General features: G+C 63.1%; 21 protein-coding genes. 2 read left to right on the plus strand and 19 right to left on the minus strand.

Annotated features, from left to right (window positions below; all coding sequences use genetic code 11):
- Positions 1–5 precede the first annotated feature (5 nt).
- The 6 genes from V6B08_RS16925 to V6B08_RS16950 form a co-directional block, all read right to left on the minus strand.
- Complete coding sequence (locus V6B08_RS16925; protein ID WP_341983015.1) at positions 6–1,613, minus strand: AMP-binding protein; 1,608 nt, start codon at positions 1,611–1,613, stop codon at positions 6–8.
- Between the two features lie 23 nt (positions 1,614–1,636).
- Positions 1,637–2,326: an ABC transporter ATP-binding protein gene (locus V6B08_RS16930; RefSeq protein ID WP_341983017.1), complete on the minus strand. Its 690-nt coding sequence runs from the start codon at positions 2,324–2,326 to the stop codon at positions 1,637–1,639.
- On the minus strand, positions 2,319–3,080 hold the full coding sequence (locus V6B08_RS16935; protein ID WP_341983019.1) for an ABC transporter ATP-binding protein: 762 nt from the start codon (positions 3,078–3,080) through the stop codon (positions 2,319–2,321). Before V6B08_RS16935 ends, V6B08_RS16930 begins: the two co-directional genes overlap by 8 nt.
- A complete protein-coding gene (locus V6B08_RS16940; RefSeq protein ID WP_341983021.1) occupies positions 3,077–4,021 on the minus strand; it encodes a branched-chain amino acid ABC transporter permease in 945 nt (314 codons plus the stop codon). Before V6B08_RS16940 ends, V6B08_RS16935 begins: the two co-directional genes overlap by 4 nt.
- Positions 4,018–4,875 carry a branched-chain amino acid ABC transporter permease gene (locus V6B08_RS16945; protein ID WP_341983024.1) on the minus strand — a complete coding sequence of 286 codons (858 nt, stop codon included), beginning with the start codon at positions 4,873–4,875 and terminating at the stop codon, positions 4,018–4,020. Before V6B08_RS16945 ends, V6B08_RS16940 begins: the two co-directional genes overlap by 4 nt.
- A 98-nt stretch (positions 4,876–4,973) precedes the next feature.
- Positions 4,974–6,170: an ABC transporter substrate-binding protein gene (locus V6B08_RS16950; protein WP_341983026.1), complete on the minus strand. Its 1,197-nt coding sequence runs from the start codon at positions 6,168–6,170 to the stop codon at positions 4,974–4,976.
- Positions 6,171–6,308: 138 nt separating this feature from the next.
- Here V6B08_RS16950 and V6B08_RS16955 point away from each other — a divergent pair, with 138 nt between their 5' ends.
- Positions 6,309–6,881, plus strand: a complete 573-nt coding sequence (locus tag V6B08_RS16955; protein WP_341983027.1) for a carboxymuconolactone decarboxylase family protein — start codon at positions 6,309–6,311, stop codon at positions 6,879–6,881.
- 6 nt (positions 6,882–6,887) lie between these two features.
- Complete coding sequence (locus V6B08_RS16960) at positions 6,888–7,415, plus strand: MarR family winged helix-turn-helix transcriptional regulator (protein ID WP_341983029.1); 528 nt, start codon at positions 6,888–6,890, stop codon at positions 7,413–7,415.
- Between the two features lie 54 nt (positions 7,416–7,469).
- Here V6B08_RS16960 and V6B08_RS16965 read toward each other — a convergent pair whose 3' ends face one another.
- The 13 genes from V6B08_RS16965 to V6B08_RS17025 form a co-directional block, all read right to left on the minus strand.
- Complete coding sequence (locus V6B08_RS16965) at positions 7,470–8,660, minus strand: lipid-transfer protein (protein WP_341983031.1); 1,191 nt, start codon at positions 8,658–8,660, stop codon at positions 7,470–7,472.
- An 87-nt stretch (positions 8,661–8,747) separates the two neighbouring features.
- Complete coding sequence (locus tag V6B08_RS16970) at positions 8,748–9,386, minus strand: VOC family protein (protein ID WP_341983034.1); 639 nt, start codon at positions 9,384–9,386, stop codon at positions 8,748–8,750.
- 153 nt (positions 9,387–9,539) lie between these two features.
- Entirely contained in the window at positions 9,540–10,646 is a 1,107-nt protein-coding gene (locus V6B08_RS16975; RefSeq protein ID WP_341983036.1) for an ABC transporter substrate-binding protein, read from the minus strand.
- Positions 10,647–10,678: 32 nt separating this feature from the next.
- Entirely contained in the window at positions 10,679–11,140 is a 462-nt protein-coding gene (locus tag V6B08_RS16980) for an SRPBCC family protein (RefSeq protein ID WP_341983038.1), read from the minus strand.
- A gap of 2 nt (positions 11,141–11,142) precedes the next feature.
- Positions 11,143–12,231 (minus strand): AbrB family transcriptional regulator, encoded by a 1,089-nt coding sequence (locus tag V6B08_RS16985; RefSeq protein WP_341983040.1) that lies wholly within the window; start codon positions 12,229–12,231, stop codon positions 11,143–11,145.
- Positions 12,232–12,389: 158 nt separating this feature from the next.
- Complete coding sequence (locus V6B08_RS16990; RefSeq protein WP_341983043.1) at positions 12,390–13,094, minus strand: isochorismatase family protein; 705 nt, start codon at positions 13,092–13,094, stop codon at positions 12,390–12,392.
- Positions 13,095–13,125: 31 nt separating this feature from the next.
- Positions 13,126–13,623, minus strand: a complete 498-nt coding sequence (locus V6B08_RS16995) for a (2Fe-2S)-binding protein (RefSeq protein WP_341983045.1) — start codon at positions 13,621–13,623, stop codon at positions 13,126–13,128.
- Positions 13,624–13,643: 20 nt separating this feature from the next.
- Positions 13,644–14,504: an FAD binding domain-containing protein gene (locus V6B08_RS17000; protein WP_341983046.1), complete on the minus strand. Its 861-nt coding sequence runs from the start codon at positions 14,502–14,504 to the stop codon at positions 13,644–13,646.
- A 64-nt stretch (positions 14,505–14,568) separates the two neighbouring features.
- Positions 14,569–15,669, minus strand: coding sequence for an ABC transporter substrate-binding protein (locus V6B08_RS17005; RefSeq protein ID WP_341983049.1), 1,101 nt, complete (start codon positions 15,667–15,669; stop codon positions 14,569–14,571).
- Between the two features lie 77 nt (positions 15,670–15,746).
- On the minus strand, positions 15,747–16,784 hold the full coding sequence (locus tag V6B08_RS17010; RefSeq protein WP_341983052.1) for a 2,5-dihydroxypyridine 5,6-dioxygenase NicX family protein: 1,038 nt from the start codon (positions 16,782–16,784) through the stop codon (positions 15,747–15,749).
- Between the two features lie 17 nt (positions 16,785–16,801).
- A complete protein-coding gene (locus V6B08_RS17015) occupies positions 16,802–17,788 on the minus strand; it encodes a D-2-hydroxyacid dehydrogenase family protein (protein WP_341983054.1) in 987 nt (328 codons plus the stop codon).
- 70 nt (positions 17,789–17,858) lie between these two features.
- The gene (locus tag V6B08_RS17020; RefSeq protein WP_341983056.1) at positions 17,859–18,701 is read right to left on the minus strand and encodes an ABC transporter permease; all 843 of its coding nucleotides are present in this window, start codon (positions 18,699–18,701) and stop codon (positions 17,859–17,861) included.
- A gap of 14 nt (positions 18,702–18,715) precedes the next feature.
- Entirely contained in the window at positions 18,716–19,552 is an 837-nt protein-coding gene (locus V6B08_RS17025; RefSeq protein WP_341983513.1) for an ABC transporter ATP-binding protein, read from the minus strand.
- Positions 19,553–19,598: the final 46 nt, after the last annotated feature.

A 19,598-nucleotide genomic window follows, 5' to 3' on the forward strand; every position in this document is an offset into this window, starting at 1 on the left:
AGCCTTTACCCCACCTTGGCCTTGGCCTTTTCGCGATCCCAGGCCTGACCTGCACCGCGCTTGCGCAATACGGCGCGCTGCACTTTGCCGGTGGCGGTCTTGGGCAATTCAGGCAGCAATTCGATATAGCGCGGGGTGGCGAAGCGCGGCAGCACGCCATCGCCGAAACGCGCCACTGCTTCCGGTGCCAATGCCGCGCCCGGCTTCTGCACAATGGCCAACATCAGTTCATCCTCGCCACCGGCGATGTCGGACGGCACGGCGAAGGCCGCTACTTCCTCGATGCCATCCAGGCGCCCGATGGCACTCTCCACCTCGGTGGCGGCAATATTCTCGCCGCGGCGGCGGATGCAATCCTTGATGCGGTCGACGAAAGTGATCAGGCCATCGGCGGTCTTGGTGCCGGCATCGCCGGTATGGAACCAGAGATTCCGCCAGGCCTCGACGGTGCGCTCCGGCATGTTGTGGTAGCCGACCATGAAGCCGAAGGGCACTTTCGGCCGCACCAGGATTTCGCCAAGTTCGCCCGGCGGCACTGGGCGGTCGGTTTCCGGATCGGCGACGATGACCTCGAAATGCTCCTCATGCGCCCAGCCGGCGGCACCCGGACAGGGCTGACCGATACGGCCCCAGACCGGGATATTCACTTCCGTCATGCCGAAGCCGGAAACGATATCGCCGATGCCGAATCGCTGGCGGAAGGCGGCTTCATGCTCGGGCAGGTTCGGCGCGTTGCACAGCACGCGCAGCTTATGCTGATTGTCCTCGGGCCGTGGCGGCTGCAACAGCACGAAGGCAGCCAGTGCACCGAGTCCGTTCGACACCGTGCAGCCATGCTGGCGGATATCGTTGAGCCATTCCGAGGCGCTGAAACGCTGGCGGATCACCGCCGGAATGCCCATCAGGATGGTGCAGCCGAGTTGCATCAGCAGGCCATTGGCGTGGAACAGCGGCAAGGTGATGTAGTATTTATCCGCCGCGGTAAGCTGCACCGCCTTGATCTGGCCGATACCATAGAGCGCGCAATGGGCATGGGGCATCAGCACGCCCTTTGAGGGGCCGCTGGTGCCAGACGTGTACATGACACAGGCGATATCCTCGGCACGCGGCATCGGCCCGTCATAGGCCGGCGCCTGGCGCCACCCGGCCCAGTCGAGCAAAACCTGGCTCGCGGCGGCATGCGCGGGCTTGTCGCCCACCACGATGATGCGCTTCAGGCTCGGCACATCAGCGCCAGCAGCAAGCACCGGCTCCAGCAGGCTGGCATCGACAATGGCGAGATCGGCGCCGCAATTGCGCAATTGATGCTCAAGGAAAGCGCCGCGCAATTCGGTGTTCAGCATCACCGCCACGGCGCCGAGCCGACCCAAACCCTGCCAGGCCCGCACCAGATCGATGCCATTCGGCATCATCACCGCCACCATGTCGCCCGGCTTGATGCCGAGGCTACTGATGTAGCCGGCGACATGGGTGACATCGGCAGCCGCCTCGCCGAAGCTGAGGCGAGCGCCATCGGTCATGATGATCCAGGGCGCATCGGGCTGCCGCGCGCCCTGTTCGGCCAGCGCCTGCGGCAGCAGCCATTGCGACGGATCATCAACCTTGCTGTACATGCCCCTGCTCCTCACACCAATGCTTAATGCCCGATCATCATGCGGTCCTGCGCCTCGGCGATTGCCTCAGGCCCGCCGTTCCACACGATGCGGCCGCTATCGATCAGATGAAATTGCTGCGCCAGCAGGCGCGGCACCTTGAAATTCTGCTCCACCAGCACGACAGCGGTGCCCTGGGCATTGATCTCGCCAATGGCCTGGATGATCGCATCCACCACCACCGGCGCCAAGCCTTCGGTCGGTTCGTCCAGCAGCAGGTAGCGCGGATTGGCCATCAATGCGCGACCGATCGCCAGCATCTGCTGCTCGCCGCCGGAGAGCGACGTACCATTGGTGGCGCGGCGCTCGGCCAAGCGCGGAAACAGGCCGTAGACGCGCTCCAGCGTCCAATAACCGGGTGGATGGATCGCCGCCGGCAGGCGCAGGTTTTCCTCCGCCGTCAGGCTGGGGAAGATCTGCCGGTTCTCCGGCACCAGGGCGATGCCACGCCGGCTGCATTCATGCGCCGCCAGCCTGGTGATATCCGCGCCATCCAGCCGCCGCGCGCCTGAAGCCACCGCCTGGCCGCCGGCCAGCGCCCGCAGCAGGGTGGATTTGCCGGCGCCGTTGCGCCCGATCAAGGCCGCGATGCCGCCGGCGGCAATAGCGAAATCGACATGATGCAGCGCCTGCGCTTTGGCATAAAAGACATCAGCGTTCTGCAGTTCAAGCATGGGCCTGATCCGTCCCAAGATAGAGCCGCCGCACTTCCGCGTCGCGGCAGACCGCGTCGGGCGAGCCGCGCATCAGCACTTCACCGGCGATCATCACCACGATCTCGTCGGCAATGCGCATCACCGCATCCATGTTATGCTCCACCAGCAGCACGGAGCGATGGCGCCGCACGCGATCAAGCAAGGCCATGGCGGCATCGATCTCGGCCTGGCCGACGCCAGCCAATGGCTCATCCAGCAGCAGCACGCTCGGCTCGGTCATCAAGGACAGGCCGAGCTCAACGGCGCGCTGCTTGCCATGGCTCAGCACCGCCACCGGCTGATCAAGCTCGGCTTCCAGGCCGACTTCGCCCGCAACCCGCCTTGCCTGCTCGGTGAGTTCCGGCCATGCCGCCACTGACCGCCAGAAGGGTTGCAGCCGGAAGCGGCGCGGCTGCGCCGCCAGGCGCAGATTCTCCAGCACCGTCATGCGGTCGAAGATATTGATGATCTGGAAGCTGCGCCCCAGACCGGCTGCGGCGCGGCGATGCGCCGGCAATGCCGTGATATCCTGGCCCGCCAGTTCGATACTGCCGGCTGCCATGGTCAGCCGGCCGCTCAGGGCATTGATCAGCGTGGTCTTGCCGGCCCCATTGGGGCCGATCAGGGCGATGGTCTTGCCGCGTTCGAGATCCAGGCTGACATTGCTCAAAGCCTGGAACTGCCCGAAGCGGACACTGACATCGCGGCAGGAAAGGGCGATTTCTGCTGTCATGACCGCTTCCATAACCGCGCCCCCAGGCCCACAAGACCCTGGGGCAGGAAGATGGTGCAGAAGATGAAAATGACGCCGAGGATGCCATACCAATATTGTGTGCTGGCGGAGAGGCCCTCGCGCAGCAATTCCACCAGGGTGACACCGATCACCGGCCCCAGCAGCGTGCCGCTGCCGCCAAGCAAGGTCATGATCACCACGTCGCCGGAAATCTTCCAGTTCAGCATCTGCGGGCTGACATACATCATCAGCGAGGCGAGATAGGCGCCGGCAAGGCCGGAAAAACCACCCGAAACCGTGAGTGCCGCCAGCCGCAGGCCGGTGATATCGAAGCCGATCTGTTCGGCGCGCACCGGATTCTGTCGCAGGCCCTGCAGGGCCTGGCCGAAGGGCGAATGCTTGAAGATGCCGCAGAACACCAGCGTTGCCAAGAACGCGGCATAGATGCTCCAGTAGAAGGCATGGTTGTTGAAGAAATCGATTTCGCCGAAGGCCGGACGCGGCACGCCGGGCAGGCCGTCGACGCCGCCCGAAAGCTTGCGCAACCGCGTCGTCATCACGATGGCGATCAGTTCCGCCAGCATCAAAGTCATCAGTGAGAAATAGAGACCCGATACGCGCCGGCCGATAATGCCGAACAGCAAAGCGGTAAGCGCGCCGGCAATTGTCGCCGCCAGCAAGGCCAGCGAGAAAGGCCAGCCGCCATCCAGCATCGCCCAGGCAGCGGCATAGGCGCCAAGCCCGAAGAAGGCGGCGTGGCCAAACGAGAGCAACCCGGAAAGGCCGAAGGCGATATCGTAGCCGAGCGCGAAGATCGACCAGATCATGATCAGCGCCACCAGATAGATGAAGCCTTCATTGGCCGAGAACAGGCCGGCGCCGAGGAAGACCAGGGCCAAGCCCAGAATCGGCAGGGCTTCGGGATGCAGATTGCGCGTCATGCCGTGCGCACCCTGATGCCGAACAGGCCGGCGGGACGCAGCAGCAACGTGGCGACCAGCACAGCGTAGGTAGCGATGTCGATCCACTCGGCGGCATATTGCTGGCCGAAGGCGCGGGTCATGCCGATCAGCAGCGCGCCGAACACCGCACCACGGATATTGCCGAGACCACCGATGATCACCACGATGAAACAATCGAGAATAACCGTGAAGCCCATCTGCAACTGGATCGGCAGCATCGGTCCCGCGATCGTGCCACCGATCCCGGCCAAAGCCGCGCCCAGCGCGAAGATGCCGGTGCGCACGCGGTTGACATTGATGCCGAGGCTGGCGGCCATGGCAGCATTGTCGCTGCTGGCGCGCAGGATCAGGCCAAGCTTGGTGCGCTCGATGCCGAAGAACAGCAGCGCGACCATGATGGCGCCGAAAAACACCACGAACAGGCGGTATTTCGAGATGTCGGTATCGAACAGGTTGATGCTGCCGGAGAGACCGGGCGGCGGCGCGATGGAGCGGAGCTGCAGGCCCCAGACCACGCGGACGAATTCCTCCAGCACCAGAATCAGGCCGAAGGTGGCGAGCAACTGGAATTCATGGGCGCGGCTGTAGATTGGCCGCAGCACCAGCCGCTCGATGCCGGCGCCAACCAGGGCGAGCAGCAAGGGCGAGATCAGCAGGGCGAGCCAGAAGGTGCCAAAACTGGCAGCGACCTGATAGGCGAAGTAGGCGCCCAGCATGTAGAGCGCGCCATGGGCGAAATTGATGATGCCCAGCATGCCGAAAATCAGCGTCAGGCCTGCGGCCAGCAGGAACAGCAGCATACCGATGCTGAGACCGATGACGATGGTGGACATGCTTTAGCCCGGAATGTTCTGGCCTGATGCGAGAAGCTGACCGGCGCGGCGGCTGCGTGGGAGTGCAACCGCCGCGCCGGCGCGGCGTCCGGGGAGGATCAACCGCAGGGCTTGAACAGGGTGGCGGACTGGAAAGTCTCAACCACCTTCATGGTGACGCTGGCATTGGCGCCGCTGACGGCGGTGCCGAACAGGCCGATCTGCTCCGCCTGATTATCGCAGGCCCGCATGCGCTTCACGCCTTCGACCGAATCCTGGCGCACGGAGTTGCGGAACGCATCCACCCACTTCTCCTTGTCCCAAACGCCGGTGCTTTCCACGGTATCGAGCCACCAGCTCAGGCCATCATAGGCCTCGCCGGCATACTGGCTCGGCAGTTCGTTGAACTTCGCCTGGTAGGCGGCAACGAACTTCTTGTTGCGCGGCGTATCCTGCGTGTAGTGGTAGCGCAAAGTGGAATTGATGCCGAGCGCGCCGGTGGGGCCGACGGCAAGACCCAGCGTCTCATCCATCAGCATGGTGCCCATCACCTTCATCTTCTGCGGCAGGCCGGTTTCGCCGCCCTGCTTCAGCGACGTGACCACGTCGCCGCCAACCACCAGCAGCAGCAGGCCATCGGCGCCGGACTTCACTGCCTTGTCCAGCATGATCGAATAATCCTTCGAGCCGATCGGCGCGAATTCCTCGCCGGCAACGGCAATATTCTTGCTGGCAAGATCGGCCTTCAGCGCCGTCCACATATCGCGACCGACCTGGTAATCGGCGATGATGCCGTAGAGCTTCTTCACCGACTGGCGCTTGGCGAATTCACCGATCATGGTGTTTTCCATGGACACGGTATTCGAGGTGCGGAAAGTGTAGCGGCTCTTGTCGGCGCCGGTGATGCGGTCGTCGGCGGAAAGCGTGACGATCTGCGGCACCTTGCGCTGATCGGTCAGCTTCATGATCGCCAGGGTGGAACCGGACGAGACTTCGCCGAACACCGTGTGTACGCCCTGAGAAAGCGCACGAGTCGCCTTCTGCACCGCCACCTGGGTGGAGGTTTCGGTATCCTCCCACATCACTTCGATGGGCTTGCCGAGCACCTTGCTGCCGCGCTCTTCTATGGCGATGGTGGCGCCACGGCGCATATTCTCGCCGATGATACCCCAGGCACCACTCAACGGAATGATGCCGGCAATGCGGAATTTGTCGGCCGGCTGCGCTGCGGCAGTGGCTGCGGAAAATGCAACGCCCGCTGCAAGAGCAAGCGCGAGAGCGGAACAGGCCACGGCTGTGGCACGCGACGGCTTCATGGTTTCCTCCGGTTTTTTTATCGTTGCAGTACGCGACTATTGGCGGCACTATTATCACCGCTTGATCAATATATCAACATGTTTTCTATAAATGCCATCCGGGATTAAACAGGCATGGCGCAGCAGGAGGAAATACTCATGGCACGGATCAGTCCGCTCGAATCCGCTGATGCCGGCAGCAATGCCGCGGAATTGCAGGCACTTATCGACTTTGTCGGTTATCGCCCGAATGCGCTGTTCACCATGGCGCGGCGCGAGGGCCTGCTGAGTGCAGTGCTCGGCCTGGTGCGCGTGACGGCGCGCGGCCCCGGCCACTTCCCGGAAGCCTTCCGCTTCATGATCGCCGCTGAAACCAGCCGCATCGCCGGCTGCCGCTACACCACCGCGCATGTCGTGCATGCCGCCGCGCATGCCGGCGTGGCGGAAGCCAAGATCATCGCCCTGCCCGAACGCGCCACCTCGCCGCTCTATGATGATGCCGAACGCACGGCGCTCGACCTTGCCGCCGCCGGTGGCCGCTTGCCGATGGGCGATACCAGCGCCGCCTATGCTGCCGCCGCGCGGCATCACGGCACCGAGGCGTTGCATGAGATCATTACCGTTATCGCCGCTTTTGGCTGGTTTAATCGCTGGAATTCCCTTATGCAGAGCGATCTGGAAGCGGAGCCGGCGGCATTTGCCGCACGGATTCCCTGGTTGAATATGGGGTGAGCGCCGATGGCGGCGAAGCAGAAGAAGTCAGTGGCGGCAGCAAATACCGCCTCTGTGGCGACAGCCGCGATGATGGCCGATGTGGAGCAGGATTCGCGCCGCACGCTGGAACTGGTGTTTTACGTGCATATGGAAATGGCTCATCTTGCCGACCGCGTACTGTCGCAATACGACATGGGCCGCGCGCATCACCGCGTGCTGTACCTGACGGCGCATAATCCCGGCATCACGGTGAACGAGATTCTCTCGATCCTGCGCATCACCAACCAGGCGCTGTCACGCACCCTGAACCAGCTTATGCGCATGGACCTGATAGAGCAGCGGCCGGGCAAGACCGATCGCCGCCACCGCTGCCATTACTGCACGCCCAAGGGCCTGCAACTCGACCGCCGCCTGACCAAGCTGCAGTTCGAGCATATCGAAACCAGCCTGCGCCACCTGCCACGCAAGCAGCTCGAAACCTTCTGGGCCGTGCTCTATCAAATGGTGCGCGACCAGGACAAACCCTGGATCAGCGTCTACCAGCCGGAGTGAAGCCGCCGCACGCGCGGCGGCCTCCCCGTTTGCGCTCGCCCCGTTTGCGCTCGCTTAGGCTGCGGCAGGCGCCTCATACAGGCTGATGACGCAGACGCCAGCCAGGCCGAGATTATGCTGCAGCGCCAGCTTGGCACCCTCCACCTGGCGCGCCCCGGCCTCGCCGCGCATCTGCCACACCAGTTCGGCGCATTGCGCCAGGCCGGTGGCACCGAGCGGATGGCCCTTGGAGAGCAGGCCGCCCGAAGGATTGGTAACACAGCGGCCGCCATAGGTATTGTCGCCGTCGCGCACAAAACGCTCGGCATCGCCGCTATCGATCAGCCCCAGTGCGTCATAGGCGATGATCTCGTTGGAGGCGAAGCAATCGTGCAGCTCCACCACCGGAATGTCCTTGGGATCGACGCCGGCGGCCTCGTAAACCCGGCGCGAAGCAGTATGCGCCATGTCGTAGCCGACCAGCTTCATCATGCTGCCGGCCTCGAACACATCGGGCTGATCGCTGACCATCGCCTGGGCGCGCACGCGCACGGCACGGTTCAGGCCATGGCGGCGGGCGAAATCCTCCGACACCACGATGGCGGCGGCAGCGCCACAGGTGGGCGGGCAGCACATCAGGCGGGTGAGCGGGCCGAACATCGCCGGCGAGGCCATCACTTCCTCCACCGTCACCGGCTTGCGGAACAGCGCGCGCTCGTTATTGGCGGCATGGCGGCGGGCCTTCACCTGCACTTCCGCCATGGTCTCGGCGGCCATGCCGGTGCGGTCCATGTATTCGCGGCCGGCGCCGCCGAAAAGCTGGCAGGCAAACGGTGCGGCGGATTCGCCCTGCACGCGCTGCGCGGCTTCCAGGCTGGGCTGCCACGGACTCGGCCATTGCGGGTAGATCACATCGATGGCGCCGGCCGGCATCTGCTCGAAGCCAAGCGCCAAAGCACAATCGACCACGCCGGCTTCCACCGCCTGGCGGGCCAGGAACAGGGCCGTGGAGCCGGTGGCGCAGGCATTGGTGACATTGATGATCGGAATGCCGGTGATGCCGGCGGTGTAGACCGCGCGCTGGCCGCAGGTGGTATCGCCATAGACGTAGCCGGCATAGGCCTGCTGCACGGCGGAGAATTCCAGGCCGGCATGGGCCAGGGCTTCTGAAATCGCCTGCTTGGCCATCACCGGGAAAGGCTCATTGGTACCGGGCTTGGTAAAGCTGGTCATGCCGACACCAGCGATATAGGCGGACTTTGCCATCGTTCCCTCCTGCTTTTATATCAACATTGTTGATATAATTATCCAGCCTCGCCGGCTTTGGCAAGTGCAATTATGAAGCGGGAGGCCTTACGTCAGTTCGCGCAGGCCCGCCGGCGTTTCGATCATGGCACGATAACGCAGCACAGGACCGGGCCGGATCTGCGGCGGGCGGTCTGTCGCCAGGCCGGCATAAAGCCCTGACAGGGCAACCGGGTCTGGGTGTTCCAGGAAAAAGGAATGCAGCCGCGCCCCCAGATCAGCCATGGTCGCCAGCGAGCGCGGCTTGCCCCGGCGGTCGATGAGCGACGGCGCAGCACCATCCAGCGGCAGCGACCCATCGACCGGGATCGCAAAATCGAACACCGGATTCTCTGGTGGCAACGCCACCTTGGTGCCGAAGATGGTGGCATGACGGGCGAGAACCGCGTCCATGCCATCCACCCGCGCCACCCAACCCCGCAGGCGGCGGCCATCATCCCAGGCGGCACGGACCGCCCTCATATTATCCAGGCCGAACCAGCGCGGCCGGCCAGGCGCCCGGCCATCAGGATCGAGCGCGACGATTTCGAGATAGACGCTGCCACCGAGCTGCAGCAGGTGATTATGGCTGCCCATATAAAGGTGCCGCTGGCCGAAAGGCACATCCAGGTCCAGGCAGGCGCGCACATGTGCAGCGCCTTCGGCAAGATCGGGAGCAATGACGGTGAGATGATCGAGATACAGCATGCCGGGATGCGAGCTTACAGCACCGCAGCCCGCCGCGGAACGCCCGGCTGGCGCAGGCAGTTCAGTAGGAACAGCAGAAGCAGATACCTGGGCAGCGCATCCACCGCTGCCCCGGTCTTTTCCCTGCTCTCGGCGCTTTGCGCCTGCTTCCGCTTACTTCAGGGTGCTGATCGTCTGCATCAATGCCTTGCGGTCGAAGACATTGATCTGATCCACCAGTTCATTGGAATAGAGCGTGCTGGTGGGGATGTCGCGCGACTGCAATTCGCCGCCTTCATGCAGGAAGCGCAGCAGGTTGCTCCAGGATTCCTCGGAGAAGGCGCCATAGCGCGGATTGTCATTCAGGCCTTGGGGCAGCATGGTCTTGAGGATGGTCTGCACCACTGGCACACTCTTGGCCATGATCTCGGCTTCCGTTCCGTCTTTCAGCTTGACCTGCGGATAGACCTTCCAGGTCGCCTTGACGCACCATTCCAGCGCACCAAGGCAAGCCAGCGTCGCCTGCGCCATGGCGCGGCCGAAGCCGACCATGGTCTGCGGGTCGCTCTTGAAGCGGTCCTCGGCGGCAACATAGCCATTGCCGAACAGCGTCTTGATCTCGCGGTCCATCGGCAGGATGCGCAGCTTGGCCCCCATCGCCTGGTAATTGGCAATCTCGTTCCAGCCGATGTAATAGGCATCGGCATCGCCACGCATCAGCGAATACAGCGCCTGGCCGGAATAGCCGATGGTCTGGAAGCTGTAGTCGCGGCCCTCCACCAGACCGTGATTCTTCAGCAGCACGCGGGTGATCGGCATATGGGTGTTGGTCAGTACCTGCACGCCGACCTTCTTGCCTTTGAGGTCTTCGATCTTATGCACCGGGCCGGCCTCCGGCACGATGATCTCCCAATTGTAGAAGGGCGTGGCGTTGTAGAAATACTTCACCGGCATCGGCGAACGGCCCGGCTGCTTTAGCACCGCCAGCGGCTCGGCCCCTACAAAACCGAAATCGACGCCCTTCGACACCACCTGCGGCAGTACCATCGACGTGCCCTTAAGTTCGACGACGCGGATGCTCAAGCCTTCCTTCTGGAACAGGCCGAGTTCGATACCGGCGGCGATCGGCGCCAGATTCATGGTGATGGTGGCTGGCCAGCCAATGATCACCTCGCGCGCCATTGCCGGCGTGGCAAGCGGCCCAAGCAGCAGCGCAGCGGCCGAAAGGCCGATACGCTGCAGGAGACGCGTGGATACTGCCTTAAAACGACCCTGTACCATGATAGCCTCCTGGCGATTGCTATTAGTGAACCCTAGACCGGCATTGCCTCCGGCTGCATCAAAGCTGCGAATTTGGTGAAGAATTCATCGGCATTCTTCTTGGCGGTGCCTTCGATCAGGCGCTGGCCGAGCTGGGCGATCTTGCCCGCCACCTTGGCTTCGACCTCGTAGCGCAGCAGCGTGCCGGTATCACTGGCTGAGAGATGCACCAGCGCCCCGCCCTGGGCCGCGCCGGCGATGCCGCCATTGCCTTCGCCGCTGATGCGGTAACGCACTGGTTCCTGGCGGTCGCTGATCGTCACCTTGCCGGAGAAAGTCGCCCGCACCGGGCCGAGCTTGGCCACCACTACGGCACTCAGCACGTCCTCCGACACCCAGTCGATCTCGCGGCAGCCGGGAATGCACTGTCCCAGCACATCCTTGTCATTCAGCGCCGCCCAGACCTGGGTAATCTCCGCCGCGATCTCCACTTCGCCCGTCATCTGCAACGCCATGCCTAATCCCCTGCTTCGCGATACTTGGTTTCCTGGTATTTGACCTGGCGCGTCACGCGGCGCGCCAATATCGGCCCGATCACCACCACCAGCAGCAGCCGCGTCACCTGGTTCGCCAGCACGAAGGAAACATTGGCATGGTTGGTCATGGCGATGATGGCAATCATGTCGATGCTGCCCGGCGCTGTGGCCAGGAAGGCGGTGAGCTGGTCCACATGCATCACCTGCGACACGCCATAGGCGGCGATGGCGCTGATCAGGATCAGCACTGCCGAGGACAGCACCACCGGCGGAATGATGCGGACGACAGAATCAATGGTCTGGCGCGTGAACAGCAGGCCGATCTGAATGCCGAGGGTGACATTGGCACCCAGCAGCAGCCAGTTCGGGATCGACACCTGCGCCACGCCGCTGAGCTGCAACACACTGCCGGCTGAAATCGCCACCAGGATCGGCGCCGCCGGCATCCAGCGGATGCGTGCCGCCGGTATCGCTAGGCAGGCAATGGCGATGCTGGCAATGGTGGAAGGCAGGTCCGCGGCGCCGACATGCAGGCCGGTGCCGGTGATGTCGTCGGCCAGGAAATGCGATACCACGGTGGCGACCAGCACCACCTCGGCTACGCGGACATATTGGATGAAGGCGACCAGGCGGCTATCGGCACCGGATTGATGCGCCGCCGCCACCATCATGCTGGCCATGCCAGGCAGGCCGCCCCAGATCGCCGCATCCACCGGAATGCTGGTGCGGCGGCTCACCACCACGCCGATCAGGTAGGCAACGAAGATCATCACGATAGTGAGGCCGACAAACAGCGGCCAACTGGTGGCGAAGCCGTTGAGCGCCTCGGGGCTGATCCAGCCTGCGACCGAAACGCCGATGGCGCCCTGGGAAAACAGGAAAAGCGATCGTGGCACCTGCGCCTTGATGCCGCGCAGGGAAAAGCCGATGGCGGTCAGCAATGCGCCGAGCAGGAACGGCGCCGGCACCGACAGCCATTGCAGTGCCAGCGACACAACCAGCGTGGCGGTCAGCAAGGCGGCCATGACCAGCAGATCTCGGCGTTTCTCGGCGAAGGAACGAAGCGACATGGGCGCCTTGCTTTGCAAGAGTACTGGACTAGTGAACAGGCCGGACCGCAGGACGCACGATCCCTGCCGCGGGCCCGAGGGTCCACGGATATTCCCTGGTATTATTTCGGCGATACGGCGGTGCTCAGTTCAGCCAGAGTACCGCCGTTGCTTAGCCGCTACTCAGCGGCGACGGCACTCTGGCTCGCGTTCTGGGCCGCCATGGTCTGCAGCATGCCGATGGCTTCAGCAGTATCCACCACCTCGGCATACTTGCTGCCCATATCGAACAGGTTGACCGCATGCGAGACCGGCGAACGGTCGTAGCAGCCTTCATGCGGCACGATCACCTTGTAGTCATAGGCGAAGGCATCGATGGCCGAAGCGCGGATGCAGCCGCTGGTCGTGTTGCCGACCAGGAACAGCGTATCAACCTTGAGGCTGTTGAGATACTTCACCAGCGGCGTGCCGAAGAAGGCGCTGGGCGTGGTCTTGGGCAGCAGTACATCGCCAGGCTGCGGCGCCACTTCCTCGACGATCTCGAGATGGCGGGGATTCACATTATCGGTCGGCATGCGGTTATGCTTGGCGCGCATGCGAATCGAGGAGATATGCGGATAGATGATCGGGAAGCCGGCCTTGCGGAAGGCGGTGATCAACTGCCGGATATGGCCGATGGCCTTCCAGGCATCCTCGCCGCAATTCATCGGGTGATACGACACCGCTTCGGAGAGCGGCATCGGCCCCTCGCCGGTGGTGAGATATTGCACGTCGATGATCAGCAGGGCCGGCGCCTTGCCGAGATCGGAGGGCCGCGCGAAACCAGCGCGTCGGTAATGCTCGATGGTTTCCTCTGGTATGTAGCCGTCCCACGGATTGCTCATGGTCCTGTCCCTTCTCTGTTGGCGGTATCTACTATTCGTGCGTCAACGCGGCATGGCCGCCCAACTGGCGGGCGGCATCGAGAATCGCTTCGACAATCGGCATGTAGCCAGTGCAGCGGCAGATCGAGCCGGAAATCGCATCGCGCACCTCTTCAGCGCTGGGCGACGGATTCTCGTCCAGCAGGGCCTGTGCGGTGGCGAGCATGCCCGGCGTGCAGAAGCCGCATTGCAGGGCATGGTGGCGATGGAAGGCCTCCTGCAACGGCGAGAGCTTGCCCTCCTCGGCCAAGCCTTCCACGGTGGTGAAGCTGGCGCCATCGGCCTGCACCGCGAACATCAGGCAGGAGCGCACCGCCGCGCCATCCATCAGGATGGTGCAGGCACCGCAGACGCCATGCTCGCAACCGATATGCGTGCCGGTGAGATCGAGTTCCTCGCGTAGGAAATCCACCAGCAGGCGGCGATTCTCCACCTTGCCGGCGATCTGGCGGCCATTGACGGTAAAGGCGATGTCGACAAGCTCGGTCATGGGGCAGACTCCACTGAAGATCAGGGCAGCACTTGCTGCAGGGCACGGCCGACCAGCACTTCGATGAGCTGGCTGCGATAATCGGCGGAGGCATGCAGGTCGGAACGCGGTTCGATGGCGGCGCTGGCGGCACGACCGGCCCCCCGAGCAAGGGCGGCATCCAGCCGCTTGCCGGTGATCGCCTCTGCTGCTTCGAGAGACAATACGGGTGTGTCGCTGGCGCCAAACACGACGATACGCGCCGCCGCGACAATGCCGGCGGCATCGCGGTCGACGATGCAGGCAACGCCGACGATGGCGAAATCGCCCCGGCGCCGCGCAATCTCGGTGAAGCCCCAATTGCGGCCAGCAGGCCAGGCCGGGAATAGTATCTCCTTGAGAATCTCGCCGGGCTCGAGCGCCGTGGTGAGCACGCCTTGCGCGAAATCCGCCGCTGGCACCAGGCGCTCGCCGGATGGGCCTGCCACCACCATGGTAGCATCCAGGGCCAGGCATAATGCCGGCCATTCGGCAGCCGGATCGGCATGGGCCAGGCTGCCGCCGATGGTGCCACGGTTGCGGATCGGCACATGCGCCACATGCGCCATGGCGGCCGGCAACAGCGGCAGATGCTGCAATAGAAAATCCGAGGTTTCGACCGCGCGGTGGCGCGTCATGGCGCCAATGCGGATCAGGCCGCCCTCTATCTGGCTGATCCCTGTCAACTCCTGCACGCGTCGAAGATCAATCAGCTTTTCCGGCGCGGCGAGGCGGAAATTCATCATCGGGATCAGGCTCTGGCCGCCGGCAATCACGCGGGCATCATCGCCGCCGTCCTGCAGGGCCTGCAGAGCGGCACCCAGGCTGGTGGGGGCGGTATATTCGAAACGGCTCGGCTTCATGGCGGCTTGCTCCTTGGAACTGGACCGGGCCACCGCCAGAAAAGCGGCGGCAGCCCGGCATGGCTCACTTCAGCGTCTTGGCCTTGGCCAGCACCTGGGCCTCGTCGAATGCGTTCATCTTGTCCACCAGCTCGTTGGTGAAGAACATGTTCGGATCGATATTGGCCGAGGCAATCTCGCCGCCTTCATGCAGGATGTTGATGAAGCTCTTCCAGGCGCCTTCCGGGTATTCGCCCCAGCGCTTCGGCTTTCCTTCCGGGAAGGCAAACATGGTCTTCATGCCTTCCAGCACGGCATAGCTCTGGCGCTTGATGATCTCTTCATCCGTACCCTCGCGCGGCTTCAGGTTCGGATAGTGTTTCCAGAAGGTCTTGACGCACCATTCGATAGCTTCGCGACATGCCAGCGTGCCCATGCTGACTGCCTTGCCGAAATTGGCCAGCACATCTGGCTTCTGCTTGAACGTATCCTCATGGGCGAAATAGCCGACGGTGAACAGATCCTTGAAGCGCGGATCAATCGGCAGCCGCTTCAGCTTGGTGCCCGAGGATTCGAAGCCGGCGATGTTCGCCGTCCAGGTGTTGTAGGCATCGACCTGGCCGCCGAGCAGGGCACGGAAAGCCGGGCCGCCGATGCTGATAGCCATGAGCTGGTAATCCTTGGTGATCTCCAGCCCATTCTCTTTCATGATCAGGCGGGTGACCGGCACATGTGAGTTCGACAGCGAACCGACACCGATCTTCTTGCCCTTGAGATCCTTCAACGAGTTCACCGGGCTATCCGCCGGTACGACGAATTCCCAGATATAGTCGCGCGAGGCATTGTAGAAGAACTTCACCGGCACCCGGGTCTTGCCCGGCTGGTTTGCCACCACCAGCGGATCGCCGCCGCCAGAGCCGATCATGATCGACTTGGTGCTGACCTGCGGGATGACGATGGCGGCACCCTGGAAATCCTGCAGCTTCACCTTGAGGCCAGCGGCCTCGAAGTAGCCGAGTTCCATGGCGGCAACGACATTCGACTGGCCGACAGTGACATTTGTGGGCAGGCCCACCACTACTTCCTCCAGCGCCTGTGCGGGCTCCGCCGCCATGCCGGCCAGCAGCAAAGCCGCTGCCGCCAGACCGAATTGCCTCACCCGTACCCGCTTCGAAATCGTCATCATGGCCTCCTGCTCTGCGCCCTGCGCTTTTTTCATCACCCGCGTGAATCCGATTGCCCGCTCCGGCTTCGATTCCCCCCTCATGCCTGCAACTCCGGCACCACGACACGGCCGGCATCGACGATCTGCTGATTGTCGAGGAACAGGCTGCAATTGCGCATCGGGATGTCCAGGTGGCAGGCAGTATCATTGGTGCCACCAAGCTCGGTATTCGGCCCGGTGGAAAACAGCACATTGCCGTAGAACGACAGCGCATTCATGATGCGCTCTTCCTGCACGCGCGGGCTGGTGATCATGTGATACCAGTTGGCGCGCTCATGCATGCCCCAGCCGATATGCGAGATGGCATAGGCACGCGGATCGCGGAAACTGTCCATGTAGTCGCGCATCAGCGCGGCATCGACGCCATCGCCCTCGATGGACGTGACATAGCCCTTCTTCACCGTCAGGCGGATCGGCGTCTGGATATACCGCTTGAAGGCCGAGAGGATGTCACCCGGCGACAGCACCACGGTGCCTTCGATATCGTCGTCGTTGCCCTGGGTGAACAGGAAAGCGGAGGGGAAATTGTCCCAGCGGCCGGGCGTATCCGTGTAGCCATACTGGGTCATCACCGGATATTGCTGCAGCGCATAGCGGATATCGGTGCCGGCGGCGGAGGTGACGCGCAGTTCACGCGCCTGCGACAGCATGCGGGCGCCGGCCTCGACGCGGCGACGCTGATCGACGCTCGGGAACATCTGCTTCAGCACATGCAGCGGCTCAGACACCATCAGGATACGGGTGCCGGCGGCCTGAATCTCAAGCTGTTCGGCAGAGAACAGCAGGCCGAGCAGATCCACCACCATATCGGCATTCTTCAGCGCCTCGATGGCCGGGCGGTTGCCAGCCAGCGGCGTCTTGCCGATCACGCCGGCCTTGTTGGCGGTGCTGTGGTCCGGCACATTGATGTGCAGCACAGTGGCGCCGAGATTGCGCGCCGCCACCAGGAAGGCCTGGGCGAACTCGGCCTTGTTGGTCGCGGCACTGAGGATCGCCACCACCTCGCCCGGCTGCACATTGCACAGCTTCAGTTCGGCGGTGAAGATGTCGAGCATTTCCACATCAATGGCGGGCATGGCGGTTCCTTTCGGTCTCAGGAGGCGTTGCGCATCGCCGCTGGCGGATTGGCCAGGCGCAGCGGCTTGCCATCCAGGAAGGCGAGGACATTTTCGAGCGACTGTTCATAGAAGCCGGTGAACATGTCGCGCTTCACGAAGCCGACATGCGGCGTCAGGATGGCGTTTCCGGCCTGGCGCAACGGATGTGTCGCCGGCAGTGGCTCCTGGTCGTAGACATCGATGGCGGCGAAGATGCGCCTCTCCTGCAAAGCCGCCAGCAGGGCAGCTTCATCAACGATGGGGCCGCGTGCCGTGTTCACCAGCAGTGCGCCGCGCTTCATGCGGCCGAGATCAGCGGCGGTGATCGCGCCCACGGTCTTGGGCGAATGCACCAGATGCAGCGTCACCACGTCGGATTCGGCGAACAGCGCCTCCTTGGAAACCATGGTGGTGCCGGCTTCCGCCGCGCGCTCCGGCGTCAGGTTCGGGCTCCAGGCCAGCAGCTTCATGCCCAGGGCCTTGCCGTAAATCGCCATCTTCTTGCCGATATTGCCCAGGCCGACGATGCCGAGCGTGCGGCCGTTCAGCGTCTCGCCGAAGGGAATGCCTTCCTGCCACAGGCCGGCGCGCATATTCGCGTGGCCGACCGGGATATGGTGCATCGCCGCCAGCATCAGGCCGAGCGTAAGTTCTGGGGTCGCCCAGAGATTGGCATTCGGCGCGTTCGAGAGGCTGCACAGGATGCCCATGGCATCGCAGCTCTCAAGGTCAATATGCAGCGTGAGCGCACCGGTCTGGGCGATCAGCTTCAGTCGCGGCAGCTTGCGCAGCAGCGACGGCGTGAACTTGGTACGGTCGCGCATCGGCACCAGCACGTCGAAATCGGCAAGTGCCTTGGCCGTAGCGTCTTCATCGCCGAGCGGCTGGGTAAACCACACCACGTCGGCTTTCTGCTGCAGGGGAGCCCAGTCGACGCAAGCGCGCGACACATCCTGCCAGTCATCGATAATCGCTACACGCATGACACACCTTTGTTTGGCAATACGGGAAAGGCTGCCTGGCCGGACGCTACGAGTCCGGCCAGGCAGGAACTCAATGGCTTGCCGGTTTGCTGGAATTGTCCCAGAAGGCGATGCGGCGATGAGCGAAGCGGACAATCGCCGTGCCCATCAGGCCGAGCATGATCAGGCTGATGATGCAGGCGAACATCAGCGGCGTGTTGAAGTTCGCCATCGCCGACTGGATCAGCCAGCCCAGGCCCTGTGATGAAGCAACGAATTCGCCCACCACCGCGCCGATCAGGGCGAAAACGATGGAGATCTGGAGCCCTGAGAAGATATGACCGGCAGCGGCGAAGATCTTGATGCGGAAGAAGGTGAGCCAGCCCGGCGCCGAGAAAGCCCGCATCATATCGACCAGAGCCGGATCGGTCTGGCGGATGCCGGTCACCGTGTTCACGAAAAGCGGGAAGAAGCACATCATCGCCACCATGGCGATCTTCGAGCTGAGGCCGTAACCAAGCCACAGCATGATCAGCGGCGCCACCGCCACCTTCGGCGTCGATTGCAGCGCCACCACGAAGGGATAGACGAATTTCTCGAAGGTGCGCGATTCCGCCAGCACGGTACCGACCAGGATGGCGAAGCCACAGCCGATCAGATAGCCGTAAAAAGTCGATTGCAGCGTGTAGGACAGATGCGGATAGAGCAGGCCGCCATCGACATAGCCGATCCAGATTTCACGCAACACCGGCAGGATGCGCGGGAACATGTAATCAGGCACATTGAAGGCGACTACACTCGCTTCCCAGATCACCAGCAGACAGGCAAAGGTGATCAGGGGGTAAATGATCGTGGTGGCGCGCGAAGACAGTACCAGCCTGGTCTTAGGCTGCTTGGCGGCAACAAACATCTCGGTCGAGGCCTGGTCGCTCATGATTCCCTCCTGCCTTAATGGTTGTAGAGCTTGCGGAGCTGACCGCAGAGTTCGGCGAAATCGCTGGATGCCATGGTTTCCATGGTGCGCGGACGTGGCAGGTCCACCACCACTTCCTCGATGAAGCGGCCCGGCGAGGCCGACATCATCATGATGCGGTCGGAGAGCAGCACCGCTTCCGGGATCGAATGGGTGATGAACAGCACGCTCTGGCGGCTCTTCTCCAGGATTTCCTGCAATTCCACCGACATGCGCTCGCGTGTCATGGCATCGAGCGCGGCGAAGGGCTCGTCCATCAGCAGCAGGCCGGGATTGTGGATCATGGCGCGCGCGATGGCGACGCGCTGCTGCATGCCGCCGGAAAGTTCACTTGGGTAGTGATTGGCGAATTTCTCCAGCGCCACCAGCTTGAGCAACTGATGTGCACGGTCGATATAATCCTTCTTGTTCAGGCGCATGGCGCTGATCGGGATCAGGATGTTTTCCAGCACCGTCTCCCAGGGCAGCAGGGTCGGGCGCTGGAATACGATGCCGACATTGCGGTGCGGATTACCTTCCATCACCTCATCGAACAGCGTGACAATGCCGCTGCTGGCACGGCGCAGGCCGGCCAGCACACTGAGCAGGGTGGACTTGCCGCAGCCCGAAGGCCCGAGGATCGAGATGAACTCGCCCGCCTTCAGCTTCATGTTGAGGTTGGTCACCGCCTGGATTGGGCCACGGCTCGACTGATAGACCACCGACATCCGCTCGACGCTCACGATGGTTTCGCCGGGCATGCGCGGCGTCAGCGTGGCGGCCTTGGTCTCGGCAACGGCCAACGACCAGGCCGTTGGGGAAAGCGCGGTCATGATGTTCACGGTGGCACCTCGCTGTTCGTTTTGGGCTGCTTTGTTC

The organism is Ferrovibrio sp. MS7, assembly GCF_038404985.1.
Lineage (GTDB): Bacteria > Pseudomonadota > Alphaproteobacteria > Ferrovibrionales > Ferrovibrionaceae > Ferrovibrio > Ferrovibrio plantarum.